This window comes from Burkholderia sp. AU30198 (assembly GCF_020419825.1).
GTDB lineage: Bacteria > Pseudomonadota > Gammaproteobacteria > Burkholderiales > Burkholderiaceae > Burkholderia.
This window is the reverse complement of the sequence record NZ_JAIZSA010000002.1, coordinates 284,492-306,276: the sequence shown is the minus strand read 5'-3', so window position 1 is coordinate 306,276 and position 21,785 is coordinate 284,492. Positions and strand designations below refer to the sequence as shown.

Genomic DNA, 21,785 nt, shown 5'->3' with positions numbered 1-21,785 from the left:
CGTCAAGGTCAGACCATCAGTCTTGAAGCAGGCCGCGCTGCGGCCGGGTGTCCCCGCTCACGTGCTGTTGTTCCGGTGCCGGGTTGGCCGGCAGGCGATCGCCGCACGAGCGGCCCACGCGTTCGTAGCGGCGAAAGCCGCTGTCGACGGCCAGCCGTTCGCTGAACAGGTTGCGCATGTCGAGCATCACGGGATCGGCCATGTGATCCGCGAGGTCGGCGAGATCGAGTGCCTCGAACGCTTTCCATTCGGTCATCACGACGACGGCGTCCGCGCTGCGCACCGCGTCGATCGCGGAGCCCTCCATGAACACCTGCGGCAGCAGCCGCGACGCCTCGTGCGGACGCGCCGGGTCGTATGCGCGGATATGCGCGCCCGCGCCGACGAGCAGCTGGATCACGTCGATGCTCGGGCTTTCGCGCACGTCGTCGGTCTGGCCTTTGAACGTGAGGCCGAGCACCGCGATGCGCTTGTCCTTGATCGAGCCGCCGCAGGCCTTCTCGATCCGGCGCAGGATCTGTTCCTTGCGCAGCGCGTTCGATTCGATCGCCGCGCTGACGATGCGCAGCGGCACCGCATGCTCGGAAGCCGTCGCCTTCAGCGCACGCGTGTCCTTCGGGAAGCACGAGCCGCCCCAGCCGGGGCCGGCCTTCAGGAACGACGCACCGATGCGGCGGTCGAGGCCCATGCCGTTCGCGACCAGTTCGACATCGGCGCCCACGGCTTCGCACAGGTCCGAGATCTCGTTGATGTAGCTGATCTTCACCGCGAGGAACGCATTCGCCGCGTATTTCACGAGTTCGGCCGTTTCGATCTCGGTCGCGAGCACGAGATGGCCCGTCGCTTCCAGCGGCGCATAGATGGCCTTCATGATCTCGATCGCGCGCGGATGCTCGGCGCCGAACACGACGCGATCCGGATGCATGAAATCGTCGATCGCCGAGCCTTCGCGCAGGAACTCCGGATTCGACGCGATCGCCGCGTCGACGCCATCCGGCGCGCAGCGTTCGACGATCTGCTTGACGGTCCGGTTGGTGCCGACCGGCACCGTCGACTTCGTGACGACGACCGCGAAACCGGTCAGGTTCGACGCGATCTCGCGCGCGGCCGCCTCGACGTATTGCAGGTCCGCCTGGTCGGTGCCCGGCAGCGTCGGCGTGCCGACCGCGATGAACACGGCATCGCGATCGCGCACGCTCGCCGCGAGGTCGCTGCTGAAGCGCAGCGTGCCGCGTTCGACGTTGCGTGCGACGACGGCGTCGAGGCCCGGTTCGTAGATCGGCATGCAGCCTTCGTTCAGCGCGTCGATCTTGCCGAGATTGTTGTCGATGCAGACGACGTCGTGCCCGAGATCCGCAAAGCACGCGCCGCTGACCAGCCCGACATAGCCGGTGCCAACGATGGCGATCCGTACCTTCATGGTGATTCCCCTGGGTGGCGTACAAGGAAACTGGCTTACTTTCCGGATGCGAATTGCAGTTCTTTCTGAAACCACGCCGCGGCGTGTTCGACCATCGGCTCGATCGCGGTGAAACGCGGCCGCCAGCCGAGCACGAGCGCGGCCTTCGTGGCGTCGGCGTACAGCTCGGGCGGATCGCCCGGGCGGCGCGCGGCCGTCACTGTCGGCACGTGGCGGCCCGTCACGGCTTCGACGGCGCGCAGCGCGTCGAGCACCGACGTTCCTTTGCCGGTGCCGAGATTCAGTGCGACGCTGTGGCCGCCGCCGCACAGATAGTCGGTCGCCTTCAGGTGCGCATCGGCGAGATCGCTCACGTGCACGTAGTCGCGAATCGCCGAGCCGTCGGGCGTCGGGTAGTCGGTGCCCATCACCTGGAACGCGTGGCCCGTGCCGAGTGCCGCGAGGATCGCGAGCGGCAGCGCATGCGTTTCCGGTTCGTGGCATTCGCCGATCATGCCGTCCGGGTCCGCGCCCGCCGCGTTGAAGTAGCGCAGTGCGACCCACTTCAACCCGTACGCGCGCTCGAAATCGGCGGCCATCCGTTCCATCGCGTACTTGGAGAAGCCGTACGGATTGATCGGCAGCTGCGGCGTGCGCTCCGAGATCGGCAGTACGTCCGGAATGCCATAGGTCGCGCACGACGACGACATCACGATCCGGCCGACGCCGGCTGCGTGCATCGCGCTCAGCAGCGTGCAGGTGCCCGTGACGTTGACCGTGTAATAGCGGTCGGGGGCGAGCACCGATTCGCCGACGTAGGCGAGTGCGGCGAAATGGATCACGACGTCGGGCCGATGCGCGGCGAACGCCTTCGACAGCGCGTCGCGGTCGAGAATGTCGGCCGCGACGAGCGGCCCCCATCGAACCGCGTCGCGATGGCCGGTCGACAGATTGTCGTAGGCGACCGGCTCATGTCCCGCTGCCGCGAGCGCCTTGCAGGTATGGCTGCCGATATAGCCCGCTCCGCCTGTCACGAGCACTTTCATGTCGTGGCCCCGGTCAGGCGCAGCACCGGCTCGAGCCACAGTTCACGGCTGAAATAGTCGACGGTCCGGCGCAGGCCTTCGTCGAGATCGATGGCCGGCCGCCAGCCAAGCTCGGCCGACGCGATCGAGATGTCGGGCCGGCGCAGGTGGGGATCGTCGATCGGCAGCGGCCGGAACACGAGCTCCGATTTCGAGCCCGTCATCGCGAGCACTTTCTCCGCGAGCTCGATCATCGTGAATTCGCCGGGATTGCCGATGTTGACCGGCGTGCCGACGTTGCGCTCGGCGCGCATCAGGCAGAAGAAACCGTCGATCAGGTCGCTGGCGAAGCAGAACGAGCGCGTCTGCTTGCCGTCGCCGTAGATCTCGAGCGGCGCGCCGTTGAGCGCGCCGACGATGAAGTTCGACACGACGCGGCCGTCGCGCGGCGACATCCGCGGGCCGTAGGTGTTGAAGATGCGCGCGACGCGCACGTCGATGCCGTGTGTGCGGTAGTAGTCGTAACACAGCGCCTCGGCCGCGCGCTTGCCTTCGTCGTAGCACGCGCGCGGGCCGATCGTGTTCACGTTGCCGCGATAGGTTTCCGTCTGCGGGTGCACGCCCGGGTCGCCGTAGATTTCGCTGGTCGACGCCTGGAACACCCGCGCGCCGGTCTTGCGCGCAAGTGCGAGGCAGTGGTTCATGCCGAGCACGTTCGTCATCATCGTATGGACGGGATCGATCTGGTAGGTGGGGGGCGACGCCGCGCACGCGAGATTCCAGATCTCGTCCACCTGCAATTGCGGCAGGCCGAGCGAGACGTCGCCCTTCACGAACTCGAAGCGGCCGGACGCTTTCAGGTCGGCGACGTTGAGCTTGCGTCCCGTCAGCAGGCTGTCGATGCACGTGACGGACGCGCCTTCCATGACCAGGCGCTCGCAGACGTAGCTGCCGAGAAAGCCGGCGCCGCCCGTCACGAGGACGCGCTGACCGGCGCGCGTCTCGAGCGCGACCCTGTCATTCATGGCTTTCTCCTTCGTCGTTCAGCTCAGGGAACCCCACGTCGATCTGCTCGACGGCGGCGCGCACACGCTCCATCCCGCTGCACGGGTAGCGTGTCGGCGAGCGCCGGTTCGCATGGGCTGATGTCGACGAAGCGCCGCGACAGGCGCTCCGGTTTCGCTGACTACCCCGTTGATGCTTGAACGACGCAAGCGTCGCTCGATCGGTGGTGATCTTCATCGCCTTTTCCCCGATACGCTGATTGGCGAGCAGACCGCCGCCCGTGATCTTGTGCCCAGGCGTGCCGCTCGGTGAGAGCCGGAGATCAGGCAATCGGCATGCCATGGACGATGCCGTCGCGATGCGCGGGACGCGTGGCGCCGTGATTGCCGCGCAATTGCCGCACGATAGACGCGCTTTTGTTTCATGCGTGTATCGTGGGGACAGGAAAGCGAGCCGGCCAATTGCCGGATCGATGCAATTCGATACGACGAAACGCACGATAAATCAGGCTTTTGCGGGAATGGGTTCGTCAAACAGGTGTTGAATTTGAATGTTTCATCAATGAGAAATGCGCTGATGACGGATTAAAAACGTGTCTCGAATGCGCTGTTCATCGAATGATTTGGGGTATGAAAAGCAGGGCGAATGAAAGCGCGAAAAGGATGAACGGAGTCCGGGTGAGGTCGCAAGTTTTCATTTGTTTTAATTATTACGGGAGCGTGCAGGATTTCTTTTTTTCGGCCGATTTCGATGCTCGACCGTAGTGTGATCGTGTCGGTATTTTCACGGATGAATCAAATTCGTTTCGGTCATCAGGGGAAACACGTGTCGACGACTTGTCGGAGGCTGCTGTGTCGGGCCCTCAACGCTCGGTGGCGGGCGAATCGATTCTCGTTTGTGATGGCGCGGGAGGGGGCCGCACATGCCGCGACCCACGGTTCGCAAGCGGAAATGGCCGTGTCGCCCGCCCTGCACGGCCGTGCGCTTCTCAAGTTTGAAACACCCGTTCATCTGGCCATCCGGCGCAGGCCCGCGAGCCGGATTCGTCCGTCTAATCCGGCTATTGCATCGCGGCGCTCAACGATCGCCGAGGGTGCCAAACCGTTGTTGCGATACATTCCTGAAACAAAAAATGTCGATCCCGGCGCTGCGGGCCGCCGTGGCGGCCGTTTGCCGTGCGCAATATGCGGTGGAATATCACGTGGCACGCTGCTTGCGGTATTGGACGCACCGGCGGGCGGCCGACACGAAGTAACGAAGATGTGGGGCGGCCAACTCGTCAATAAGTAGTCGGGGAAACGGCGATGAAGACCATAAGCAGTAGCTTGATCGGCGCGTACTTTGCGCATCAGTGGGGGAGTCGGAAAGATCGGGGAGTCGCTCGCGACGCTGTGCCAGCTTCGCGGGCTGCTCTGTACCGGTTTCTTGCCCGCCGCGCGCTTCGCGTGCTGGCGCGGTTGTCGCGCCGCACGGCAGTCGGGCGACAGCGGGGCTCGCTTTCATGCAGTTCACCCGGATGGATCAGGCTGTTCGTGCCGGACAGCGTGATGCCGATTCGTTCTCGGCCGTACAGGGTTGCTTCGATCGCGCCAGGCCCATGCCGGCGCCGGCCGGATTAGATCGAACACCCGTCGGCCGGATTATCCGGAAGACCTTTCGTCGACAGTTCAGGGAGAAGCCATGCCACCTGGCTGCAATGCAGGCCCGTTGTCGCCCGGGTAAAGGGTGTATTTTCAACGGCGCTGCATTTTGCGGTGGTTAATGTATTCGCGAATTTCGATTCCGGAATGGCGTGCCGCGTGCCGGCATGCCGTCCGGCGGGGTGTCGAATATCGCGGGCCGGAAAGGTGTGCGCATCGTTCCGGTTTATCAAATAATTGTGTTTTCGTTATCAGGCGAATGTTCATAAAAATAATCGAAAACACCTATCATAAAAGTTTGGATAACTAAAAGTCACGAAGCTAAGCTTCGTCTGGCAAAAATCACAAAGAATTTTAATTGAAAAGGCAATGGTCTTTTCTAATTGGATAGTGATCCTTATTTTTTGAGGATTGCTCAAGTCAGGAAGGTTGATGGCGTGCGATCTTCCTGGCTCACTCCGTTCACGCCGTTTTGGAGTCGACCATGAAGAAGCTTCTGATTGCAGCAGCAGTTCTGGCGGTTTCGGGTGCAGCGTTCGCTGGCAGCGGCACGGTATCGACCAGCAATTCGTCGAGCGGCGGTTCGACGATGGCCGGGGTCGTCGGGTTCGGCGTTTTCGGCGCGACCGATTCCGGTGCAGCGCTCGGCGCAGCTGGCGCAACGGCCGGCCATGGCAGCAGCGGCTCGATCTCGTACACGAACCACACCAACACCTCGCAAGTGGGCGGCTTCGGCTTCGGCGGCGCACAAGCAGGTGGCAACAGCGGCGCGAATGCCGGCTCGATCGGCTGGACGACGCACTACTAAGCGGCGGAGCGTAGCGTTCGTCAATGGCTGGCGGTACGGACGCCGGGTTTCGCTCGATGGGGGGCAGGCCCGGCTCCGCCACCGCCGAACTCACTCACAGCAAGGGATTGCTATGAAAGCCAACGTCATATTTGCGACAGCGCTCACCGTCTTATCGTCGGCTGCGATGGCAGCGGGTTCGTCCACGACCAACCAGACGCAATCCGTTGCGGCTGGTGTTTCAGGGTCGGTGCTGGTCGGTTCCGGCAGCTATACCAGCAATTCGACTTCGACGGCGGGCGCGAATGCGGGCAGTACCGTGACACCCGCTGGTTCCGCCGGCACGGCATCCGCTTTCCACAACTCGACTTCGACGGCCAGCGGTTCGGGCACGAACGGGGGCGCGTTTGCGGCAGGCGGCGGTATCGGTGCCGCAGGCTCGTACGGTGGAAACAGCAGCACGAACGAGAACGCGAATGCGCTATCGGGAGGGGTAACCGCCACGATCGTACTCGGCGCGAACCACTATACGGCTGCGGGCGGAAACGACCAGGGCATTGCCAACGCAGGTGCCGCTGGCCTGACGGGCAGTGGTGGTTCGGGCGCGATTGCGGGTTCGGATCACATCAACTCGTCGACCGTGTGGAGTACCGGTCCGGCCGGCTCGCCGTCCGCGGCGGGCGGGAGCCAGGGCAGTTCGAGCGCGACCGGAAGCAGTCATTAGTCAGGTGTGGGGGGACCAGTTTCCCAGCGACGCTGGTCTCTTTTCCCCACATTGTTGTCACGTAAGGAGTTGGCATGAAGCAGAAAGTGATTGCCGCCGCTCTGATGCTCGCGTCTCTGACGGCGTATGGCGCTGACCGTATTGCCGACGACGTGCAATCGAATTTGCAGACGTCAAACAACCCTGACCAGACAACCAAACCGTCAGAACAACAAGCGCTTTCTTCCGGAAGTGCCATCGGCGGACCCGACGCCCAGCAGTGGCAGGGCATGTCGGCCGGCTCATGGTCCCAGCTGGGCAACGGCTGGAAACAGTTCGGAGAAGCAGGCAAAGCTGAAGGGAATCAGGGGAATTAGTACGGTTGCCTGGGTGGGAGGTCAAACCTCGTCCGGAGAGTGAAATGAACAGCAACAGGATCAAGGTGGCATGCGCAGCGATGTTCGCGATGACCACGATCGGCGCCCAGGCGCAAACCGCCGATTCGACTTCGAGCGCGCAGTCGTCGACGTCGTCGACGGCGGTCAGCCAGGGCGGCGGCTCGAGCATGAACACGAACAACACGAGCTCGCGCGGCGGTAACGCCACCAGCTCCAGCGGGGTTCGCAGCAGCGGCAATTCGAGCGTGAACGTGAACGTGACGATGCCGTCCAGCACGAGCGGCGGCACGAGCGTGACGCCGCAGTCGCTGCAGTCGTCCGGCTCGCCCGGCACCAACCCGTACAACACCCAGTCGGCGGAGAACGTCAATTACTCCGGGACGCAGACGATCAAGACGAACCCCGCGATCCAGGCGCCGGGCCTCACGACCACGCTGTCCGATACCTGCATGGGATCGGTGAGCGTCGGCGTGTCGTTCCCGGGGTTCGGCGCGACGGGCGGCACGACACTGGTCGACCAGGCCTGCGTCCGGCGTCTCGATGCGCGTGAATTCCGTGCGATGGGCCTGACCGACGTGGCGCTTGCGCTGCTTTGCCAGAGCGACGCGAACCGGCGTGCGGTGGAAGCGACCGGGCACCTGTGCCCGGGCACGACAGCGCCGCTCGCCCGTTCGAACGTGGCGCCGAGCGCAGAAGCGACGGTCGCCGACGACGTGAAGTATCACGATCCGATCGTGCGCGACCGCATGGGCCTGCCGCCGCTGGGCGCTGCCGCGCCGGCACCTGCGCAGCCCCGCCCGGTGGCGACGACCTCGGTGCAGGCGGCACCCGTGTCGGTGCCGGTACCGGTACCCGTGCCGTCGATGGCGCCGATTGCGGCCGCACCGGCTGTTGCGGCACCGGCGGTTGCAGCTGCCGCACCGGCAGTGGCGACGCCTGCCGTGGCGGCCGCACCGGCTGTTGCCGCTCCCGCCGTTGCAGCCGCCGCACCGGCCGCAGCCGCAGTGCCTGCTGTCGCCGCCGCGCCCGCTGCGTCGGTCGTACCGGCGGCCGCGATCGCAGCCGTACCGGCTGCCGCCGTGATCGCCGCACCGGCCGTGGCGGACAAGGCATCGCCAGTGCCTGCCGCGCCGGTCGCCGACACGAAGGCACCCGAGCCCGTGCAGCCCGTGGCCGACAAGGCACCGGAGCCCGTACCGGCGGTTGCCGACAAGGCACCGGAGCCCGCACCGGCGGTTGCCGACAAGGCACCGGAACCTGCACCGGCAGTCGCCGACAAGGCCCCCGAGCCCGTGCAGCCCGTCGCCGACAAGGCGCCGGAGCCGATGCCGACCGCGACCGACAACGCCGCGCAGGCCGCTGCCGCGCCGGCTGCCGACACGACGCCGGCTGCTGCCGTCGTCGCGGCGCCTGCAGCCGATACCGCGATGCCCGCCCCGGCAGCCGATGCGAAGGCCGTCGAACCGGCTCCGGTCGCCGCGGAAGCGCCCGCGCCGGAAGCCGCGCAGCCTGCCGCCGCCGCAGCAGCGCCGGCCGATCAGCCGACCGCCGACGCGAAGGTGCCGGACGAGGCCGCTGCGCAGCCCGCCGACATGCCGGCGTTGTCCGATCCGGCGCAAGGATTGCCGCAGGCTCCGGTCGACCAGCAGGCCGCCCCGGTTGCCCCGGTCGTGCCGGCTCCGGCTGTCATCTCGACGAGCACGTCGTCGTAAGCACGCGGGTCGGTCTCCCGTGCGACCGGAACACCGGCCGCACGGGCGTCGTTCGGACCCGATGCCCGACGGTCGTTGCCAGTTTGCGGGTGTTGGTCCCATCCCCGAGGTCAACACCTCTTTTTGCCTGACGAGGATGCAAGGAGGCCTCAATCATGAGGATCTTTTTGGTCGCTCTGTTGTTGTACAGCGCGCAAGCCGCAGCGCAGGCGGTATTTCAGAACCCGGCGGTCTTCGTGATCCTGGGCGAGCAGACCGCAGCGAACGCCGTGAGCGTCGAGCAGGCGCTGACGACACTCGGTCGCGCCGATAACACGGCATGCGCGCCGATGATGATGATCGGCGATCCGCAGATGATCTACATGATGCCGGAGCAGGGGCACGCGCCGTCGTGGCAATCGCCGGTGTACGGCCGTGGTGCGCCGTTCGAAGCGCAGAACGGACCGACGCCGACCGGCAAGACGATCGGCGCGATGCAGCATGCCGAGGACATGCAGACGCAGCCATGGAGCGACGGCAGCGCGATCACGCAGAAGATCGCCGGCGAGTCGAGCGTGACGGCGGCGGACCGGGTGAGCGGGTGGCAGCGCAACGAGCTCAACTCGATCGAGACGGCCCGTGCGACGGAAGTCACGGTGAACGGCAAGACCTACCGCGCCTATCGTGATGACCTCAACGGTGCCACGAAGCCGGTCGTCGAGCCGCAAATCTACACGCAGCGCGTCGTTTTCTGCCGATAGCGCAACGTCCATCCGAGGACGGCCCGGCGCCGCGCCGCGGGACCACGATGCCCCGCGCTGCGCGATCCGGCAACGGCCGTTTCGACAACCAACCCAAGCGACGAGGCCATCGTGAATTATTGCTGCCAGATCAGGGTGTCGGGCCCGCAGGATTTCGAACGCGATGCGGGTACGGCGTCGTTCGTGGCCGCCCGGCGCAACCATGTCGTACCGTCGCGGCCGCTCGTCTACCTGTCGCAGCAGCCCGATGCCGCGCTCGTCGACTGTCTCGCGTCGCGCGGCTGGGACGTGTGGCGCGCGAAAACCGTTGCGGACGCACTGAATCTCGTCAGGGCAAACCGTCCGCATGCGGGCATCGTCGATTTCGGCGGCTTCGCGTCGCCCGACGTCATGTCGTTCGAGGCGCTGCTGCGCGACCCGCGCGTCGGCTGGGTCGCGCTCGCGGACGATGAGCGGCTGCGGGATCTCGCCATCGCGCGCCTGATTCGCCACTGCTGCTTCGACTACGTGCGCAACGCGACCGCGTACACGACGATCGGCTATCTGGTCGGCCATGCATACGGGATGCTGAAGCTCGCGGACGGCAGCCCGGACGCCGATGCGGCGCCCCCCGGCGGCACGATGATCGGCTCGTGCAACGCGATGCGCCGGCTGTTCGCGACGATCCGCAAGGTCGCGAACACGGATGCCACCGTATTCATCGCCGGCGAATCCGGCACCGGCAAGGAGCTGACGGCGGCGGCGATCCACCAGCAGTCGTTGCGCGCCGAGGCGCCGTTCGTCGCCGTGAACTGCGCGGCCATTCCGTCGACGCTGCTGCAGGCCGAACTGTTCGGCCACGAGCGCGGCGCGTTCACGGGCGCGCACCAGCGCAAGATCGGCCGGATCGAGGCCGCGCACGGCGGCACGCTGTTTCTCGATGAAATCGGCGACATGCCGTTCGAAAGCCAGGCGAGCCTGCTGCGTTTCCTGCAGGAAGGCACGATCGAGCGGCTTGGCGGCCACGCGTCGATTCCGGTGGACGTGCGGATCGTGTCGGCGACCCACGTCGATCTCGAAGCCGCGATGCAGGCGGGGCGGTTCCGTGCCGACCTGTACTACCGCCTGTGCGTGCTGCGCATCGACGAGCCGCCGCTGCGCGTGCGCGGCCGTGACATCATGCTGCTCGCCGACCACGTGCTGCGGCGCTATCGCGGCGACAGTTCGCACCGGATTCGCGGCTTCATGCCGTGCGCGATTGAGGCGATCCACAACTATCCGTGGCCCGGCAACGTGCGCGAGCTGATCAACCGGATCCGGTTCGCGGTCGTGATGACGAACGGCCCGATGATTTCGGCCGTGGATCTCGAACTGCAGCAGTACACGTCGCGGCAGCCGCCGACGCTCGCGGAAGCGCGCCGGCAGGCCGAGCGGCACGCGATCGAGGAAACGCTGCTGCGCCACCGCCACCAGCATGCGGACGTGGCGGCCGAGCTGGGCATCTCGCGTGCGACGCTGTATCGGCTGATGACCGCACACGGGCTGCACGGCTGACGCGCCGCAGCGCAGCCGCTCAAGACCGCCCGACGGCGGCCGTTAAGACAGGCAACGGCCCGTGCGGACCGCCGGCGCAGCCATGCGCGCGCGGCCGGCACGCGGCGCATCACGCTTATCCGAGGTTACCGTGGCAGAGTGCAGTCACTGCGGCAGGACGTTCCTGGTCGGCGGGCGGTCGATCGACGGCCGCCGCTATTGCCGTCCGGCGTGCGCCCGGGCGCATGCGATCGTCGTCGAGGCGGAGCGGGTGCCCGACGCAAAGGTGTGGGAGTACGTGCACGACTGGCGTTACGGGCCATGCCCGATCTGCCGTCGCGACGACCGGCCGGTCGATGTCCATGCGTCGCATCGCGTCGTGTCGTTGCTGTTCGTCACGCGTTGGGCGACGCGGCGCCACGTGTGCTGCCGGCGTTGCGGCCGCAGGAAGCAGGCGGTCGCGCTGCTGGCGTCGGCCGCGTTCGGCTGGTGGGGGCTGCCGTGGGGCCTCGTGCTGACGCCGATCCAGCTCGCGCGCAACGCGCTCGGGCTGGCCGCGCGGGATCCGGAGGTCGCGACGCAACAGTTCGAGCAGCTCGTGCGGCGCAAGCTGGCGGCGCGCCGGCTGCGGCGCGCACGCCAGGGTGCCGGCGCCTGAGCGCGCGGCCCGGCGCGCAGCGCGCGATCAGGAGGCCGGCCGCTCGAAGCCCGATGCGACCCAGCGCTCGGCGCTGGCCTTGTTGAGCTTGAACCCGGCCGACACCTTCGCTTCGGCCAGCAACTCGCCGTACGGATCGAATGCCTTGAGCTGCGCGTACGGCTCGAACTCGTCCGGCACGATGTCGAGCGTCACCGACACATCCTGGTCGTCCTCGCCCTGAACCGTCACTTCCTTGTGCAGCATCGCGCGCCGCTGCTGCTCGTGCCGCATCAGCACTTCGGTCGCGGTCTTCACGAGCGTGCGGAACGCGTTCGCATCCATCGGTTTCGGGTTCTTCTTGTCGCGGCCCATGGTCCACGGCCCGACGAGCGCGGGCTCGGACTCGCCGTCCTTGATCATCTCGACGGCCCATCCGTCGTCGTCTTCGTTCTTGATGATGCGGGCCGTCCAGCCGTTGTCGCGCCAGAGGCCGTCTTCGTGGATGGAGGTGTCGTCGGATTGCAGGTCGGATTCGGTCATGGGGGAAGCGGGGAAGTACGGGCAGCAGGCGTATGGGCAGCGGGCAACAGGGCGGCGGCGCGCGGCCGGCATCGGCGCGTCGCTCGCCGCCGGTGGCCCGGCGCGGCATGCAAAGGGTGCAATTTTACCTGCTGGCCGGCCGTGTGGCCCGCGCGGCCCGCCACGCTGGCCATCCGGCCGATGCCGGCCGAGGCTGGTCGCTATGTGTCGGGTGCTCGAACCGGCGCAAATATCAAACTCGTATTACGTCCCGGACGGCCGATCCCGATGCTGTCCGATATCCCGTCCGCGCGCGGCTTCATAGAATCGACGTTCAGGCTAAAAATAGCCTGAACGTCCTTTCAACGCCAAACCGGCCATGCGCGTTCCGCGTCGCGTGGCCGGCCAACCCCCTGGAACTGCGCATGAGGAAATTCAATGTTCGCATCGTCTTCGCGTACGACTGGCCGTTGACGCTGGCTGGCATCGAGCAGGTCGCCGGCAGCGGCTGCGCGATCGAGATCGTTGCGGTCTACCGGAGTGTGGCCGAACTGGTCGCGTCGTTCGGCAGTGTCGACTGCGATGTCGTGCTGGTCGACTATGCGGTTCGCGGAGACGCGCAGATGGACGGCCTCGCGCTGTTCGACTGGCTGCGGCGCACGCGTCCGAACGTCGGGATCGTCGCGCTGGTCGCGAACGAGAATCCGCTGATCTTCGGGTCGATCCTCGCGACCGGCAGCGTGAGCATCGTCAGCAAGTTCGACGAGGTCGGCCATATCGTCACGGCCATTCATTCGAGCTACAGCGGCGGGCGCTACCTGTCGCCGCTCGTCAGGCGCGCGGTCGACGCATGCGGCGACCGTGGCGAGGCGCCCGCGAAGCTGACGGCGCGCGAGATCGAGGTCATTCGCCTGTATCTGTCGGGGGTGCCGATCAAGACGATCGCGCACCGTCTGAGCAAGGGCAAGCAGACGGTCAGTGCGCAGAAGATCAGTGCGATGAAGAAGCTCGGCGTGAGTAATGACGTCGAGCTGATTCAGCGGGCGGCGGGGTTGGGGCTTGGTGGGGCGTCGCAAGTGTCTGGGGATGCTTGCTGATCGTCACGGGATCTCGAATTGAGTTGGAGTCCGAATGAAAATCATACTTATCCTATAGACAAGGAAATTCTTGTCGGCGACTGTCTATGGTCCGTCAACGCACAAGGTATCCGAGCCTACGGTCCAAAAGGAACATGCCGAATGCCCGTATTTCCTTCATTCATCGATCAAGCTTTACGCAATGGTGCAGCAACTACATACGTTGCCGACCGGGGCGTCCGACGCGATCGATCCGACGTACAACGGCAACATGCAAATGATCTGCACGCGCGCCCCATTCATTTGCACCTACCCGTCTCCCCTGGATGCGGTCATGGGTTCGCGACCGCTCGCGCGTCGTGATGACCATGCTTGACATGATCGATACATGGACCGCCGAGCAGATCGCCGATGCAGAGATCGAAGCATTGGCGTGCAAGCCGCCGACCATAGCCGCCAAGGATGCCGCGATCGGTCAATACGCGATCCATGACCCGGAGCCGGTCGAATGGATCTTTACCAATTTCGATTGAGGACATAACCATGAGCAGGCGAGCAGTCAGGGTCGGTGACCCGACGACGACAGGCGGAATCGTCATCAGTGGTTCGTCAGACATGACTAGCGACAACAAAACCATCGCCGTAAATGGTGACTGGGCGACCTGTAGAAATTGTGAGGGAATGTTTTCGATAGCTGGCAGCGCTGTGGGCGTGATATCCAACGGGCGATGTATGGCTTTAGAAGGCGACTCGGTACTCTGCCCGTGCGGGCACAACCTGCTCATCGCGGGTAGCGATTGCACCTTCTTTTACGAAGACGACGGCGGCCACAGCGCGGCGAACCTGTCCACGGCCAGTTCTGCATTCGCTCGTGTGACGCAAGCGTCAGCGTCGGGAACCTACGACGAACAATTCGTCTTGGCCGATGACTTCGGCCGCCCACTCGCGAATGTCCGATATCGAGTCGTTACCGACTCGGGACAGATTCTCACAGGCATGACTGACAGTGCTGGGCGAACCCGCCGATTCGTCACCGACATGGCTACGTCCTTGAAAATCTATGCGATGGGGTTTTGACGCGATGAGCGATTTTGATGTGAATGATGGCGGGGAGTGGTTCCTTGTTCATTCTGGCGCGATTACTAATACCAACCCCGGTTCGATGATCGAAGTAAAGATCAATACCGAGAAAATTTGTCAGAACATGACAAACAGCGAATTTAGGAAAATGGTCTTGCGTGAGCGCGACCGTGCCGTTTCCTTCGTCGAGCAGCGAATCGCAGAATTGCAGCGTGGGTCTGGCGCTGACAAGGCACGTGTGCGGCAGTGGTTCGGCAAGGCAGACGAAGCGACTTGCATGAGGTTATTTGCCGGTCTGGCGGCGATTGCACGGGTATTGAAGGGGCTTACGGCATTCAATTTTACCCGATGGGATAGCGAGCGATTTAGACACGTCGGATGTGTTCCAAATCCAAACAAGTCCGGGGTCGCAGCATCTGTTTGTGCGCCGGACACCGCAACTCATACCATCGCCATACATCCTGACTTTTGCACGATGCGTCACTTTTCGCGGGATAAGGATTCGGTGGTTTCCACGCTAATTCACGAGGTGAGCCATTTTCACGATACGATGGCCACCGAAGATCATCGCTATTTTATCTCTGAGTGCCTGACCTTCGGGGCGGAGAATCCGGAGCTGGCCATCAGTAACGCTGATAGTATTGCTGGATATGTAATATATGAGGCATAAATTTATTTTTGTTTTGTTGGTTGTCGTTTCTAATCCTGCGATTTCTTGCATCGCAAGCGAGAATTTGGATATATATTTTCAGAGAAATGTCTCGACTATATCGAACGCGGAAATCGTTCGGGTTGCACAGTGGGTTGTTGATCAAAAAATTGCTTACGCCAGCCATGCGGCGAAAGAGACGACTTTAATTAGCGGCCACGCCGAAGAAGGTGAGCGTGGGGCAAAGGCGCTTGCGCAAGCAAGATTGCAGGTCGGGCGAGTTCTGCTGGAGCAACTGGGCTTTCTGCGAGGAACCATTCAGGCAAGCGCGCGGGTCTACTCGCATGGCGACGTGGACAACGGAAGGCGCGTAGAAATTTCTTTCCTGCCCGATTGCCCTAACAAATGTTGCACTGGGAATTGAGATGAGAGTTGGTTCGCTTGGAGCCGCTATGCTCACGTCATGCTGCACACAAGCAGAGTTCGCCCGCGTGCACAGGCACGCGGCCCCCCAGATTGAGTTGGTCGAGTGCGTGGGGCGGCAACGACACGCCGCTCTCGAAAGCCCCCAAGATCAGGCCGGCAACGCAAACCGCGTCACCGCGTCCCGCAGCGCCTCGGCCTGATCGCGCAGCGAATGCGCGGCGGCCGCGGCTTCTTCGACGAGCGCCGCGTTTTGCTGCGTGACCTGATCCATCTCGCCCACCGCACGATTGACCTGCTCGATCCCGGCGCTCTGTTCGCGGGACGCATGGCTGATCTCGTCGAGGATCTCGTTCACGCGCCGCACCGACTGCACGATCTCGGCCATCGTCTCGCCCGCGTGCATGACGAGCGCCGCGCCTTGCTCGACGGTCTCGTTCGACGTCACGATCAACGACTTGATCTCCTTCGCGGCCGTCGCCGAGCGTTGCGCGAGCGAGCGCACCTCGGCGGCGACCACCGCGAAGCCGCGACCCTGTTATCCACGAAGCTATACATTTTCACGACACCATGTCTTCCACTGACGACAAATACACCATCACACCGCTTCTAGCGCCTTGGGGCCGATCGAATCCTAACAACGCCGATAGCATTGCGGGGTACGTTGTCGATGGCGATTACTAAATTCGCAGTTGCCGCCGCGCTCGCGTTGACCTGCGCGCACGCATCCGCCACATGTGACGGCCCATCGAATATGCCAGGCCATTACATCGATATTGTGTTCGATACCGATTCGAGCGCAATTTCGCCGGCCGAGCTATCACGGTTATCCGAATGGTCGATCGACATGCACAAGCGCTTTCCGATCATCGATACCGTGTGGTTGAACGGATTGGCCGAGCGGACCGAACATGACGCACAACAGCTTGCGACGCGACGAGCCGAAAGCGTGATGTCGGTCTTGGATCAATATTCGATCCACGGCGAGAATCGTGCCTTAGCTGGCAAGATCTTCAAGCCGGACAGGTTTGGTCAATCCGGGCGACGCGTTGAAGTCAACGTTAGTCCGGGGTGCCCGAATCACTGCTGCCCGAACCTGAACCCCGTACCGAAGAAGCAGTGACCTACCACGGGACACCAACACAAGCTCGCGCAATGCGGGCTTTTTTGTTCCTGCTTTTCCAGTGCCACCGACCACGATTGATGGAATGAGAGGATGGTGGTTCCCCAAACATCCAGACATCGGAACCCGCCACCTAGCACCGAACATCGTTACCGAGAGGACCAAACAATGAAACGACGCATTGCAGTTGTGGGCGACACGTTGTCAACAGGTGGACAGGTTCTAGCAGGCTGTTGAAATTGGGAACGATGTAAACGGGCCTTGCGGGCGTGCGTTAGAGATAACGTGTTCGTGGTCTTGGTCGGAGGGGGCGATGCGTAGAATGGACGAGATGCAAGAGCCACTGTTCGCGACGGTGAAGCTGAAAGACTTCGTGCCGGCCGATCACCCGTTGCGACCACTGCGGCGGCTGGTCAATCAAGCGCTGAAGCGACTCAACGGACTGTTCGGCAAGCACACGCATTTATTTGCGTGGCGACGTGGATAATGGGCGGCGCGTGGAAATTTCCTTCCTGCCCGATTGCCCCAACAAGTGCTGCACAGCGAATTGATATTGCGGGGTGCTGATAGATGCGCTCGACGTGCAGACAAGAGGACATCCCGATCGATGCCGATCGAGCGTGCGGGCCACGCGCAGGAAAACCGGGCCCGCACGCTTTCAAGTCCTACGCCGGCAACGCAAACCGCGTCACCGCGTCCCGCAGCGCCTCGGCCTGATCGCGCAGCGAATGCGCGGCGGCCGCGGCTTCTTCGACGAGCGCCGCGTTCTGCTGCGTGACCTGATCCATCTCGCCCACCGCGCGATTGACCTGCTCGATCCCGGCGCTCTGTTCGCGGGACGCATGGCTGATCTCGTCGAGGATCTCGTTCACGCGCCGCACCGATTGCACGATCTCGGCCATCGTCTCGCCCGCATTCGTGACGAGCGCCGCGCCTTGCTCGACGGTCTCGTTCGACGACACGATCAGCGTCTTGATCTCCTTCGCGGCCGTCGCCGAGCGCTGCGCGAGCGAGCGCACCTCGGCCGCGACCACCGCAAAGCCGCGGCCCTGTTCGCCGGCCCGCGCCGCTTCAACCGCCGCGTTCAGCGCGAGGATGTTGGTCTGGAACGCGATCCCGTCGATCACGCCGATGATGTCGCCGATCTTGTGCGAGCGGTCGGTGATCTCGTTCATCGTGCGCACGACGTCGTCGACTACCGCGCTGCCGCGCGTCGCCACTTGCGCGGCCTGGTCGGCGAGCGACGCGGCCTGCGCGGCGCTGTCCGCGTTCTGCTTCACGTTCGCGGTCATCTGGTCCATGCTCGACGCGGTCTGCACGAGCGCGGCCGCCTGTTCCTCGGTGCGCTGCGACAGGTCGGTGTTGCCCGACGCGATCTCGCTCGCGCCGACGTTGATGTTCTCGGTGCCCATCCGCACGCGCGACACCATGTCGATCAGCCCGCCCTGCATCGTGTGCAGGGCATGCAGCAGGCTGCCACGATCGTCTTGCTTCACGGTGACGCGCGCGGTCAGGTCACCCTGCGCGATGCGCTGTGCGGCGTCGAGCGCCACTTCCAGCTCGCCGCCGAGGTTCGCACGCACGCTTTTCAGCACCAGCACCATCACGGCGGTCGCGATCCCGCCGAGCACGGTCGTCATCGCGAGCCAGCGGCCGACGCTTTCGAGTACCGCCGAGCGCACGTCGTTCATGTACATGCCGGTCACGAGATACCAGTCCCACGGCGCGAAGCGCTGCACGGCGCTGGTTTTCTCCTGCGGCTTGTCGGCGCCCGGCTTCGGCCACAGATAGTCGACGAAGCCCTTGCCGCCTTCCAGGTTGCCGGCCTTCACGATCTCGACGAACAGGTGCTTGCCGTTCGGATCGGTGAAATTCGACACGTCCTTGCCGTTGAGCTCGGACTTGATCGGATGCATCACGATCACGGGCTTCGAGTCGTTGACGGAAATGTAGCCGTCGGCGCCGTAGCGCATCGCGGCGATCGCCTCGAGCGCTTTCTGCTTGGCGTCCGCTTCCGGCAGCGCATTCTGCTGCGACAGCTTGTAGTAGTGGTCGGCCACGCTCGTGGCCTGCGCGACCAGCGACGCGAGCTCGTCGCGGCGGTCCGTGATCATCGAGGCGCGCGTCTGCCAGGCGCCGAGCCCCGCGATCACGAGCAGGCCGAGCCAGAGGATGACGATCATCGAGGCGAGTTTCTGATTCAGGGAAAGGTTGCGCATGGTGTGTGGTCGGTCGGTCTTGGAAACTCGCCGAAACGGCGTGACGGGGTAAGTGTCTTGACGGCGCCAAGCGCGTGTCGCCGTAGAGGGGTTATCCCTAGGAACCGGTACCGTCGCCGATGCCTTCGACGCCGATACGGGTATCTATGCATATGCATAACGGGCGTCGCTATACTGTCGGGGCGATTGCGCGCGCACCGCGGGCCCGGCTCGGCGGTGCGGCGACGAATGAAACCGAAAGGAGGCAACGATGCGAATTCTGGTGGTAGGGGCCGGCGCGGTCGGCGGATACTTTGGCGGCCGGCTGGCCGCAGCGGGGCGCGACGTGACGTTCCTGGTGCGCGACGGCCGCGCGGCCGCGCTGGCGCGTGACGGGTTGCTGATCCGCAGCCCGCGCGGCGACCTGACGCTAGCGAACGTGCAGACCGTGCGCGCGGGCGATGCGGAAGCCGGAGTCGCGCCGTTCGACCTCGTGCTGCTGAGCTGCAAGGCATACAGCCTCGATGACGCGATTCTCTCGTTCGCGCCGTTCGTCGGCCCGCAGACGCTGATCCTGCCGATGCTCAACGGGATGCGTCATCTCGACGTGCTGCGCGAGCGATTCGGTGCCGCGCGGGTGCTCGGCGGGCTGTGCGTGATCGCGGCGACGCTCGATCGCGAGCAGCGCATCGTGCACCTCAACGACACGCACGGGGTCACCTTCGGCGAACTCGCGGGCGGCGAATCGCCGCGCGTGCGCGCGGTGGCCGATGTGCTCGGCGGCGCGGGTTTCGATGCGACGCTCAGCGACAACGTGGCCGCGCGGATGTGGGAAAAGTGGATGTTCCTCGCGACGCTCGCCGCGAGCACGTCGCTGTTCCGCGGCTCGGTCGGCGACATTCTCGCCGCGCCGGACGGCCGCCACCTGCTCGAGACGATGCTCGCCGAATGCAGTGCGATTGCCGAGCACAACGGCCACCGGCCCGACCCGGCCGCCATCGAGCGGATGCAGCGGATGGTGCTCACGCCGTCGCCGTTGACCGCGTCGATGCTGCGCGACGTCGAGAACCATGCGCGCGTCGAAGCCGATCACGTGATCGGCGACCTGCTCGCGCGCCGCGACCCGCAGGCGGCCGATGCGCTGTCGCTGCTGCGGATCGCGTACAACCACCTGAAGGTATACGAAGTGCGTACCGCGCGCGAGCACGCGGCCGCGTAGGCACCGGAGCGGGCGGTCGTGCGGCCGCCCGGCGGCTAGACCGGATCCTTGCTCGGCGGTCCGTCCGGTTGCTGCGGGTTGTCGTGATGGCCGGGCGGCGACGACAGCGGGTCGTCTTCCGGGTCGCGGTTCGGGTCGGCCGGTGGCTCGGGCGTCGGGGTTGTGTGATCGGTCATGGAGAACTCGCGCAGTGCGTGACGGCGGTGGCGCGGCGGGGGCGCCTCGTCTCCGTTATAGGCAATCGGGCATGCGTTTGCAGCGGGATTGTTGCGGCGATCTTTCGTCTGCGCAATCCGTGCATGGGCGGTTTTCGTGCAGGAATCTGCTGCGCCGGAGCGGGTCATGCGGTGCAGTGCGAACGCTGCGCGATCGCGGTCAGCGCAAATCCGCCGGTGTGTCGACGTCGCGCACGATGCCGGGATCGTCGACGTCGAGCAGCTTGACTGGCGCGCTCGCAAACAGCGCGCGGGCGCCGGTATCACCGTCGAGGGCGGCGAGCGCATCGAAGTGGTGCGCGGAGAACCCGACCGGATGGCCGCGCACGCCACGATGTGCGGGCGCGACGATCGATGCGCCGTCGGCGTCGAGCGCGCGTGTGACGGTTTCGTAGGTGGAAGCCGCGATCCACGGCATGTCGCCGAGCGCGACGAGCCAGCCGTTCGCCTCGGGTGTCGCGCGCACGCCGGCCGAGAGGCTCGCGCCCATGCCGCGCACCGCGTCGGGCGCATAGACGACGTGGCAGCCGGCTTCGTTCAGCAGCATCGCGAGTTTTTCGGCGCCGGGACGCACGACGGCGATCACGTCGGCCGTGACCGCCGCGAGATGGCGGGCGGCCGCGACTGCAACCGGCGTGCCGTCGGGAAGCAGCGCGAGCAGCTTGCTGTGCAGGCCACTCGGGTCGAAGCGTTGACCGAGGCCGCCGGCGAGGAGGACGCCGGTGGCGAATGACGCATAGGACATCGGCGCGGGGGAGAGTGAAGCAGGTGCTGCGATTGTGCGGGAGCGGGCAGGGATCGACAAGTGAGGATGTTACCGAGACCCGCTCGTTTCGTCGGAAAGAATGTCAGCACGCCGCTTCGTCGAGCATGTCTTCCTCGACGGGGCCGTAGATCGCGTGCGATTGATCGTGCATGACGGCCCAATAGCGGTCGCCGAACGACCAATGCCACCATTCCGACGGGTAATTCGTGAAGCCGGCGCCCGTCAGCGCGGCGATCAGCACCTGGCGGTTGCGGGCGGCCGCGCGGCTGATGAACGGGTTGTGCGTGTAGCACGCGCCGGATGATTCCTGGTCGGTGGCGTCGAGCACGCAGCCCATGTCGAGCTCGATGCCGTCCGGCGAGATCAGGGTGAGGTCGACGGCTGCACCCGTCGGATGAGCGGCGACTTCCGGCGGTGCGACGTAGTGGCTCGCGAGTGCGACCAAAGTGTGTTCGTCCGGCAGCGGATTCAGCGTCCGGCGCAGGTGCGCGAGATGCCCGGTGAAGTAGTGGCGCTGCAGGGCCAGCGGACGATAGCCTTCCTTGACGTACAGGCGCAAACCGTCGGGCAGCGCGTGCGCGGCGGCGATCAGCCGTTCCGCCACGCCACGACGCACTTTCAGGAAATGCGGGCTCTTGTTTGCGACGTCGTCGGGGTTGGGAACGACGGCGATGCGGTCATGGAAGCCTGCGAGATCGACAAACCCTTCGTGCGACTCCAGCAGGGCAATCGACCGGACAACGGGATCGGAGAGCGATATCACGATAGCGGACGAGGTGGCGCGATGACGGTTGCGGGCGACGAGCCGGTGCCGAGGCTGGCCGGCCGAGGTGCTTTTTGTCAGACGAATAGCCAATATGCCAGAGTCCGGCGGAGGAGGTGTTGCGGTTTTCGCTGCGGGAGCGTGAGCGGCTTATCCTGGCGTATCGATGTACGTGTCTGCGTGGACGCCTTCG

23 protein-coding genes and 2 pseudogenes are annotated in these 21,785 nt (G+C 64.8%); 15 read left to right on the top strand and 10 right to left on the bottom strand.

From position 1 onward, the window contains the following. Positions 1-16: 16 nt before the first annotated feature. From LGN19_RS06970 to LGN19_RS06955, 4 genes are read right to left on the bottom strand one after another with little or no spacing between them, the layout of a single operon-like run. Entirely contained in the window at positions 17-1,420 is a 1,404-nt protein-coding gene (locus LGN19_RS06970) for a UDP-glucose dehydrogenase family protein (protein ID WP_226213694.1), read from the bottom strand. Positions 1,421-1,455: 35 nt separating this feature from the next. After that, complete coding sequence (gene galE, locus LGN19_RS06965; protein ID WP_226213693.1) at positions 1,456-2,445, bottom strand: UDP-glucose 4-epimerase GalE; 990 nt, start codon at positions 2,443-2,445, stop codon at positions 1,456-1,458. After that, on the bottom strand, positions 2,442-3,449 hold the full coding sequence (locus tag LGN19_RS06960) for a UDP-glucuronic acid decarboxylase family protein (protein WP_122947634.1): 1,008 nt from the start codon (positions 3,447-3,449) through the stop codon (positions 2,442-2,444). Before LGN19_RS06960 ends, galE begins: the two co-directional genes overlap by 4 nt. Next, positions 3,442-3,927 (bottom strand): hypothetical protein, encoded by a 486-nt coding sequence (locus LGN19_RS06955; protein WP_226213692.1) that lies wholly within the window; start codon positions 3,925-3,927, stop codon positions 3,442-3,444. Before LGN19_RS06955 ends, LGN19_RS06960 begins: the two co-directional genes overlap by 8 nt. Positions 3,928-5,553: 1,626 nt before the next feature. Between LGN19_RS06955 and LGN19_RS06950 the strand changes: the two genes are divergently transcribed. The 7 genes from LGN19_RS06950 to LGN19_RS06920 all read left to right on the top strand — a co-directional run bounded on the left by LGN19_RS06950 (position 5,554) and on the right by LGN19_RS06920 (position 11,579). Next, a complete protein-coding gene (locus tag LGN19_RS06950; RefSeq protein WP_122947631.1) occupies positions 5,554-5,877 on the top strand; it encodes a hypothetical protein in 324 nt (107 codons plus the stop codon). 112 nt (positions 5,878-5,989) lie between these two features. Then, positions 5,990-6,580 carry a hypothetical protein gene (locus LGN19_RS06945; protein ID WP_122947630.1) on the top strand — a complete coding sequence of 197 codons (591 nt, stop codon included), beginning with the start codon at positions 5,990-5,992 and terminating at the stop codon, positions 6,578-6,580. A 74-nt stretch (positions 6,581-6,654) separates the two neighbouring features. Further along, entirely contained in the window at positions 6,655-6,936 is a 282-nt protein-coding gene (locus tag LGN19_RS06940; protein WP_122947629.1) for a hypothetical protein, read from the top strand. A 44-nt stretch (positions 6,937-6,980) separates the two neighbouring features. Next, positions 6,981-8,669, top strand: coding sequence for a chemotaxis protein CheA (locus LGN19_RS06935; protein ID WP_226213691.1), 1,689 nt, complete (start codon positions 6,981-6,983; stop codon positions 8,667-8,669). Between the two features lie 155 nt (positions 8,670-8,824). After that, positions 8,825-9,409, top strand: coding sequence for a hypothetical protein (locus LGN19_RS06930; RefSeq protein WP_174955763.1), 585 nt, complete (start codon positions 8,825-8,827; stop codon positions 9,407-9,409). Positions 9,410-9,520: 111 nt separating this feature from the next. Next, entirely contained in the window at positions 9,521-10,942 is a 1,422-nt protein-coding gene (locus LGN19_RS06925) for a sigma-54 dependent transcriptional regulator (RefSeq protein ID WP_122947626.1), read from the top strand. 130 nt (positions 10,943-11,072) lie between these two features. Continuing rightward, entirely contained in the window at positions 11,073-11,579 is a 507-nt protein-coding gene (locus LGN19_RS06920) for a hypothetical protein (protein WP_122947625.1), read from the top strand. Positions 11,580-11,606: 27 nt separating this feature from the next. Here LGN19_RS06920 and LGN19_RS06915 read toward each other — a convergent pair whose 3' ends face one another. Further along, on the bottom strand, positions 11,607-12,101 hold the full coding sequence (locus LGN19_RS06915) for a hypothetical protein (protein WP_122947624.1): 495 nt from the start codon (positions 12,099-12,101) through the stop codon (positions 11,607-11,609). A 404-nt stretch (positions 12,102-12,505) separates the two neighbouring features. On the opposite strand from LGN19_RS06915, the gene LGN19_RS06910 reads away from it, so the two are divergent. The 5 genes from LGN19_RS06910 (at position 12,506) to LGN19_RS06890 (ending at position 15,309) form a co-directional block, all read left to right on the top strand. Next, entirely contained in the window at positions 12,506-13,177 is a 672-nt protein-coding gene (locus tag LGN19_RS06910; protein ID WP_226213690.1) for a response regulator transcription factor, read from the top strand. A gap of 347 nt (positions 13,178-13,524) precedes the next feature. Then, positions 13,525-13,689: a hypothetical protein gene (locus LGN19_RS06905; protein ID WP_226213689.1), complete on the top strand. Its 165-nt coding sequence runs from the start codon at positions 13,525-13,527 to the stop codon at positions 13,687-13,689. A 10-nt stretch (positions 13,690-13,699) separates the two neighbouring features. Further along, positions 13,700-14,233 carry a PAAR domain-containing protein gene (locus tag LGN19_RS06900; RefSeq protein WP_226213688.1) on the top strand — a complete coding sequence of 178 codons (534 nt, stop codon included), beginning with the start codon at positions 13,700-13,702 and terminating at the stop codon, positions 14,231-14,233. A 4-nt stretch (positions 14,234-14,237) separates the two neighbouring features. Next, positions 14,238-14,906 (top strand): M35 family metallo-endopeptidase, encoded by a 669-nt coding sequence (locus tag LGN19_RS06895; protein ID WP_226213687.1) that lies wholly within the window; start codon positions 14,238-14,240, stop codon positions 14,904-14,906. Further along, entirely contained in the window at positions 14,896-15,309 is a 414-nt protein-coding gene (locus LGN19_RS06890; protein ID WP_226213686.1) for a hypothetical protein, read from the top strand. The genes LGN19_RS06895 and LGN19_RS06890 overlap by 11 nt, the downstream gene beginning before the upstream one ends. Before the next feature lie 150 nt (positions 15,310-15,459). On the opposite strand, the pseudogene LGN19_RS06885 reads toward LGN19_RS06890, so the two are convergent. Further along, positions 15,460-15,846: pseudogene (locus LGN19_RS06885) on the bottom strand (methyl-accepting chemotaxis protein); the annotation flags it as partial. 132 nt (positions 15,847-15,978) lie between these two features. Here LGN19_RS06885 and LGN19_RS06880 point away from each other — a divergent pair. Together LGN19_RS06880 and LGN19_RS06875 are read left to right on the top strand one after the other, a co-directional pair. Continuing rightward, complete coding sequence (locus tag LGN19_RS06880) at positions 15,979-16,431, top strand: hypothetical protein (RefSeq protein WP_226213685.1); 453 nt, start codon at positions 15,979-15,981, stop codon at positions 16,429-16,431. A gap of 322 nt (positions 16,432-16,753) precedes the next feature. Beyond that, positions 16,754-16,882 (top strand): annotated as a pseudogene (locus tag LGN19_RS06875) (IS5/IS1182 family transposase); the annotation flags it as partial. A gap of 214 nt (positions 16,883-17,096) precedes the next feature. On the opposite strand, the gene LGN19_RS06870 reads toward LGN19_RS06875, so the two are convergent. After that, positions 17,097-18,650 (bottom strand): methyl-accepting chemotaxis protein, encoded by a 1,554-nt coding sequence (locus LGN19_RS06870; RefSeq protein WP_226213684.1) that lies wholly within the window; start codon positions 18,648-18,650, stop codon positions 17,097-17,099. A 250-nt stretch (positions 18,651-18,900) separates the two neighbouring features. Between LGN19_RS06870 and panE the strand changes: the two genes are divergently transcribed. Beyond that, complete coding sequence (gene panE, locus LGN19_RS06865) at positions 18,901-19,848, top strand: 2-dehydropantoate 2-reductase (RefSeq protein WP_226213683.1); 948 nt, start codon at positions 18,901-18,903, stop codon at positions 19,846-19,848. A 35-nt stretch (positions 19,849-19,883) separates the two neighbouring features. On the opposite strand, the gene LGN19_RS06860 is transcribed toward panE, so the two are convergent. From LGN19_RS06860 to LGN19_RS06850, 3 genes are all read right to left on the bottom strand, one after another. Next, positions 19,884-20,024: a hypothetical protein gene (locus LGN19_RS06860; RefSeq protein ID WP_021158153.1), complete on the bottom strand. Its 141-nt coding sequence runs from the start codon at positions 20,022-20,024 to the stop codon at positions 19,884-19,886. 199 nt (positions 20,025-20,223) lie between these two features. Further along, on the bottom strand, positions 20,224-20,808 hold the full coding sequence (locus LGN19_RS06855; RefSeq protein ID WP_226213682.1) for an NTP transferase domain-containing protein: 585 nt from the start codon (positions 20,806-20,808) through the stop codon (positions 20,224-20,226). Positions 20,809-20,911: 103 nt separating this feature from the next. Further along, positions 20,912-21,592, bottom strand: a complete 681-nt coding sequence (locus LGN19_RS06850; protein ID WP_226213681.1) for a M15 family metallopeptidase — start codon at positions 21,590-21,592, stop codon at positions 20,912-20,914. Positions 21,593-21,785 lie beyond the last annotated feature (193 nt).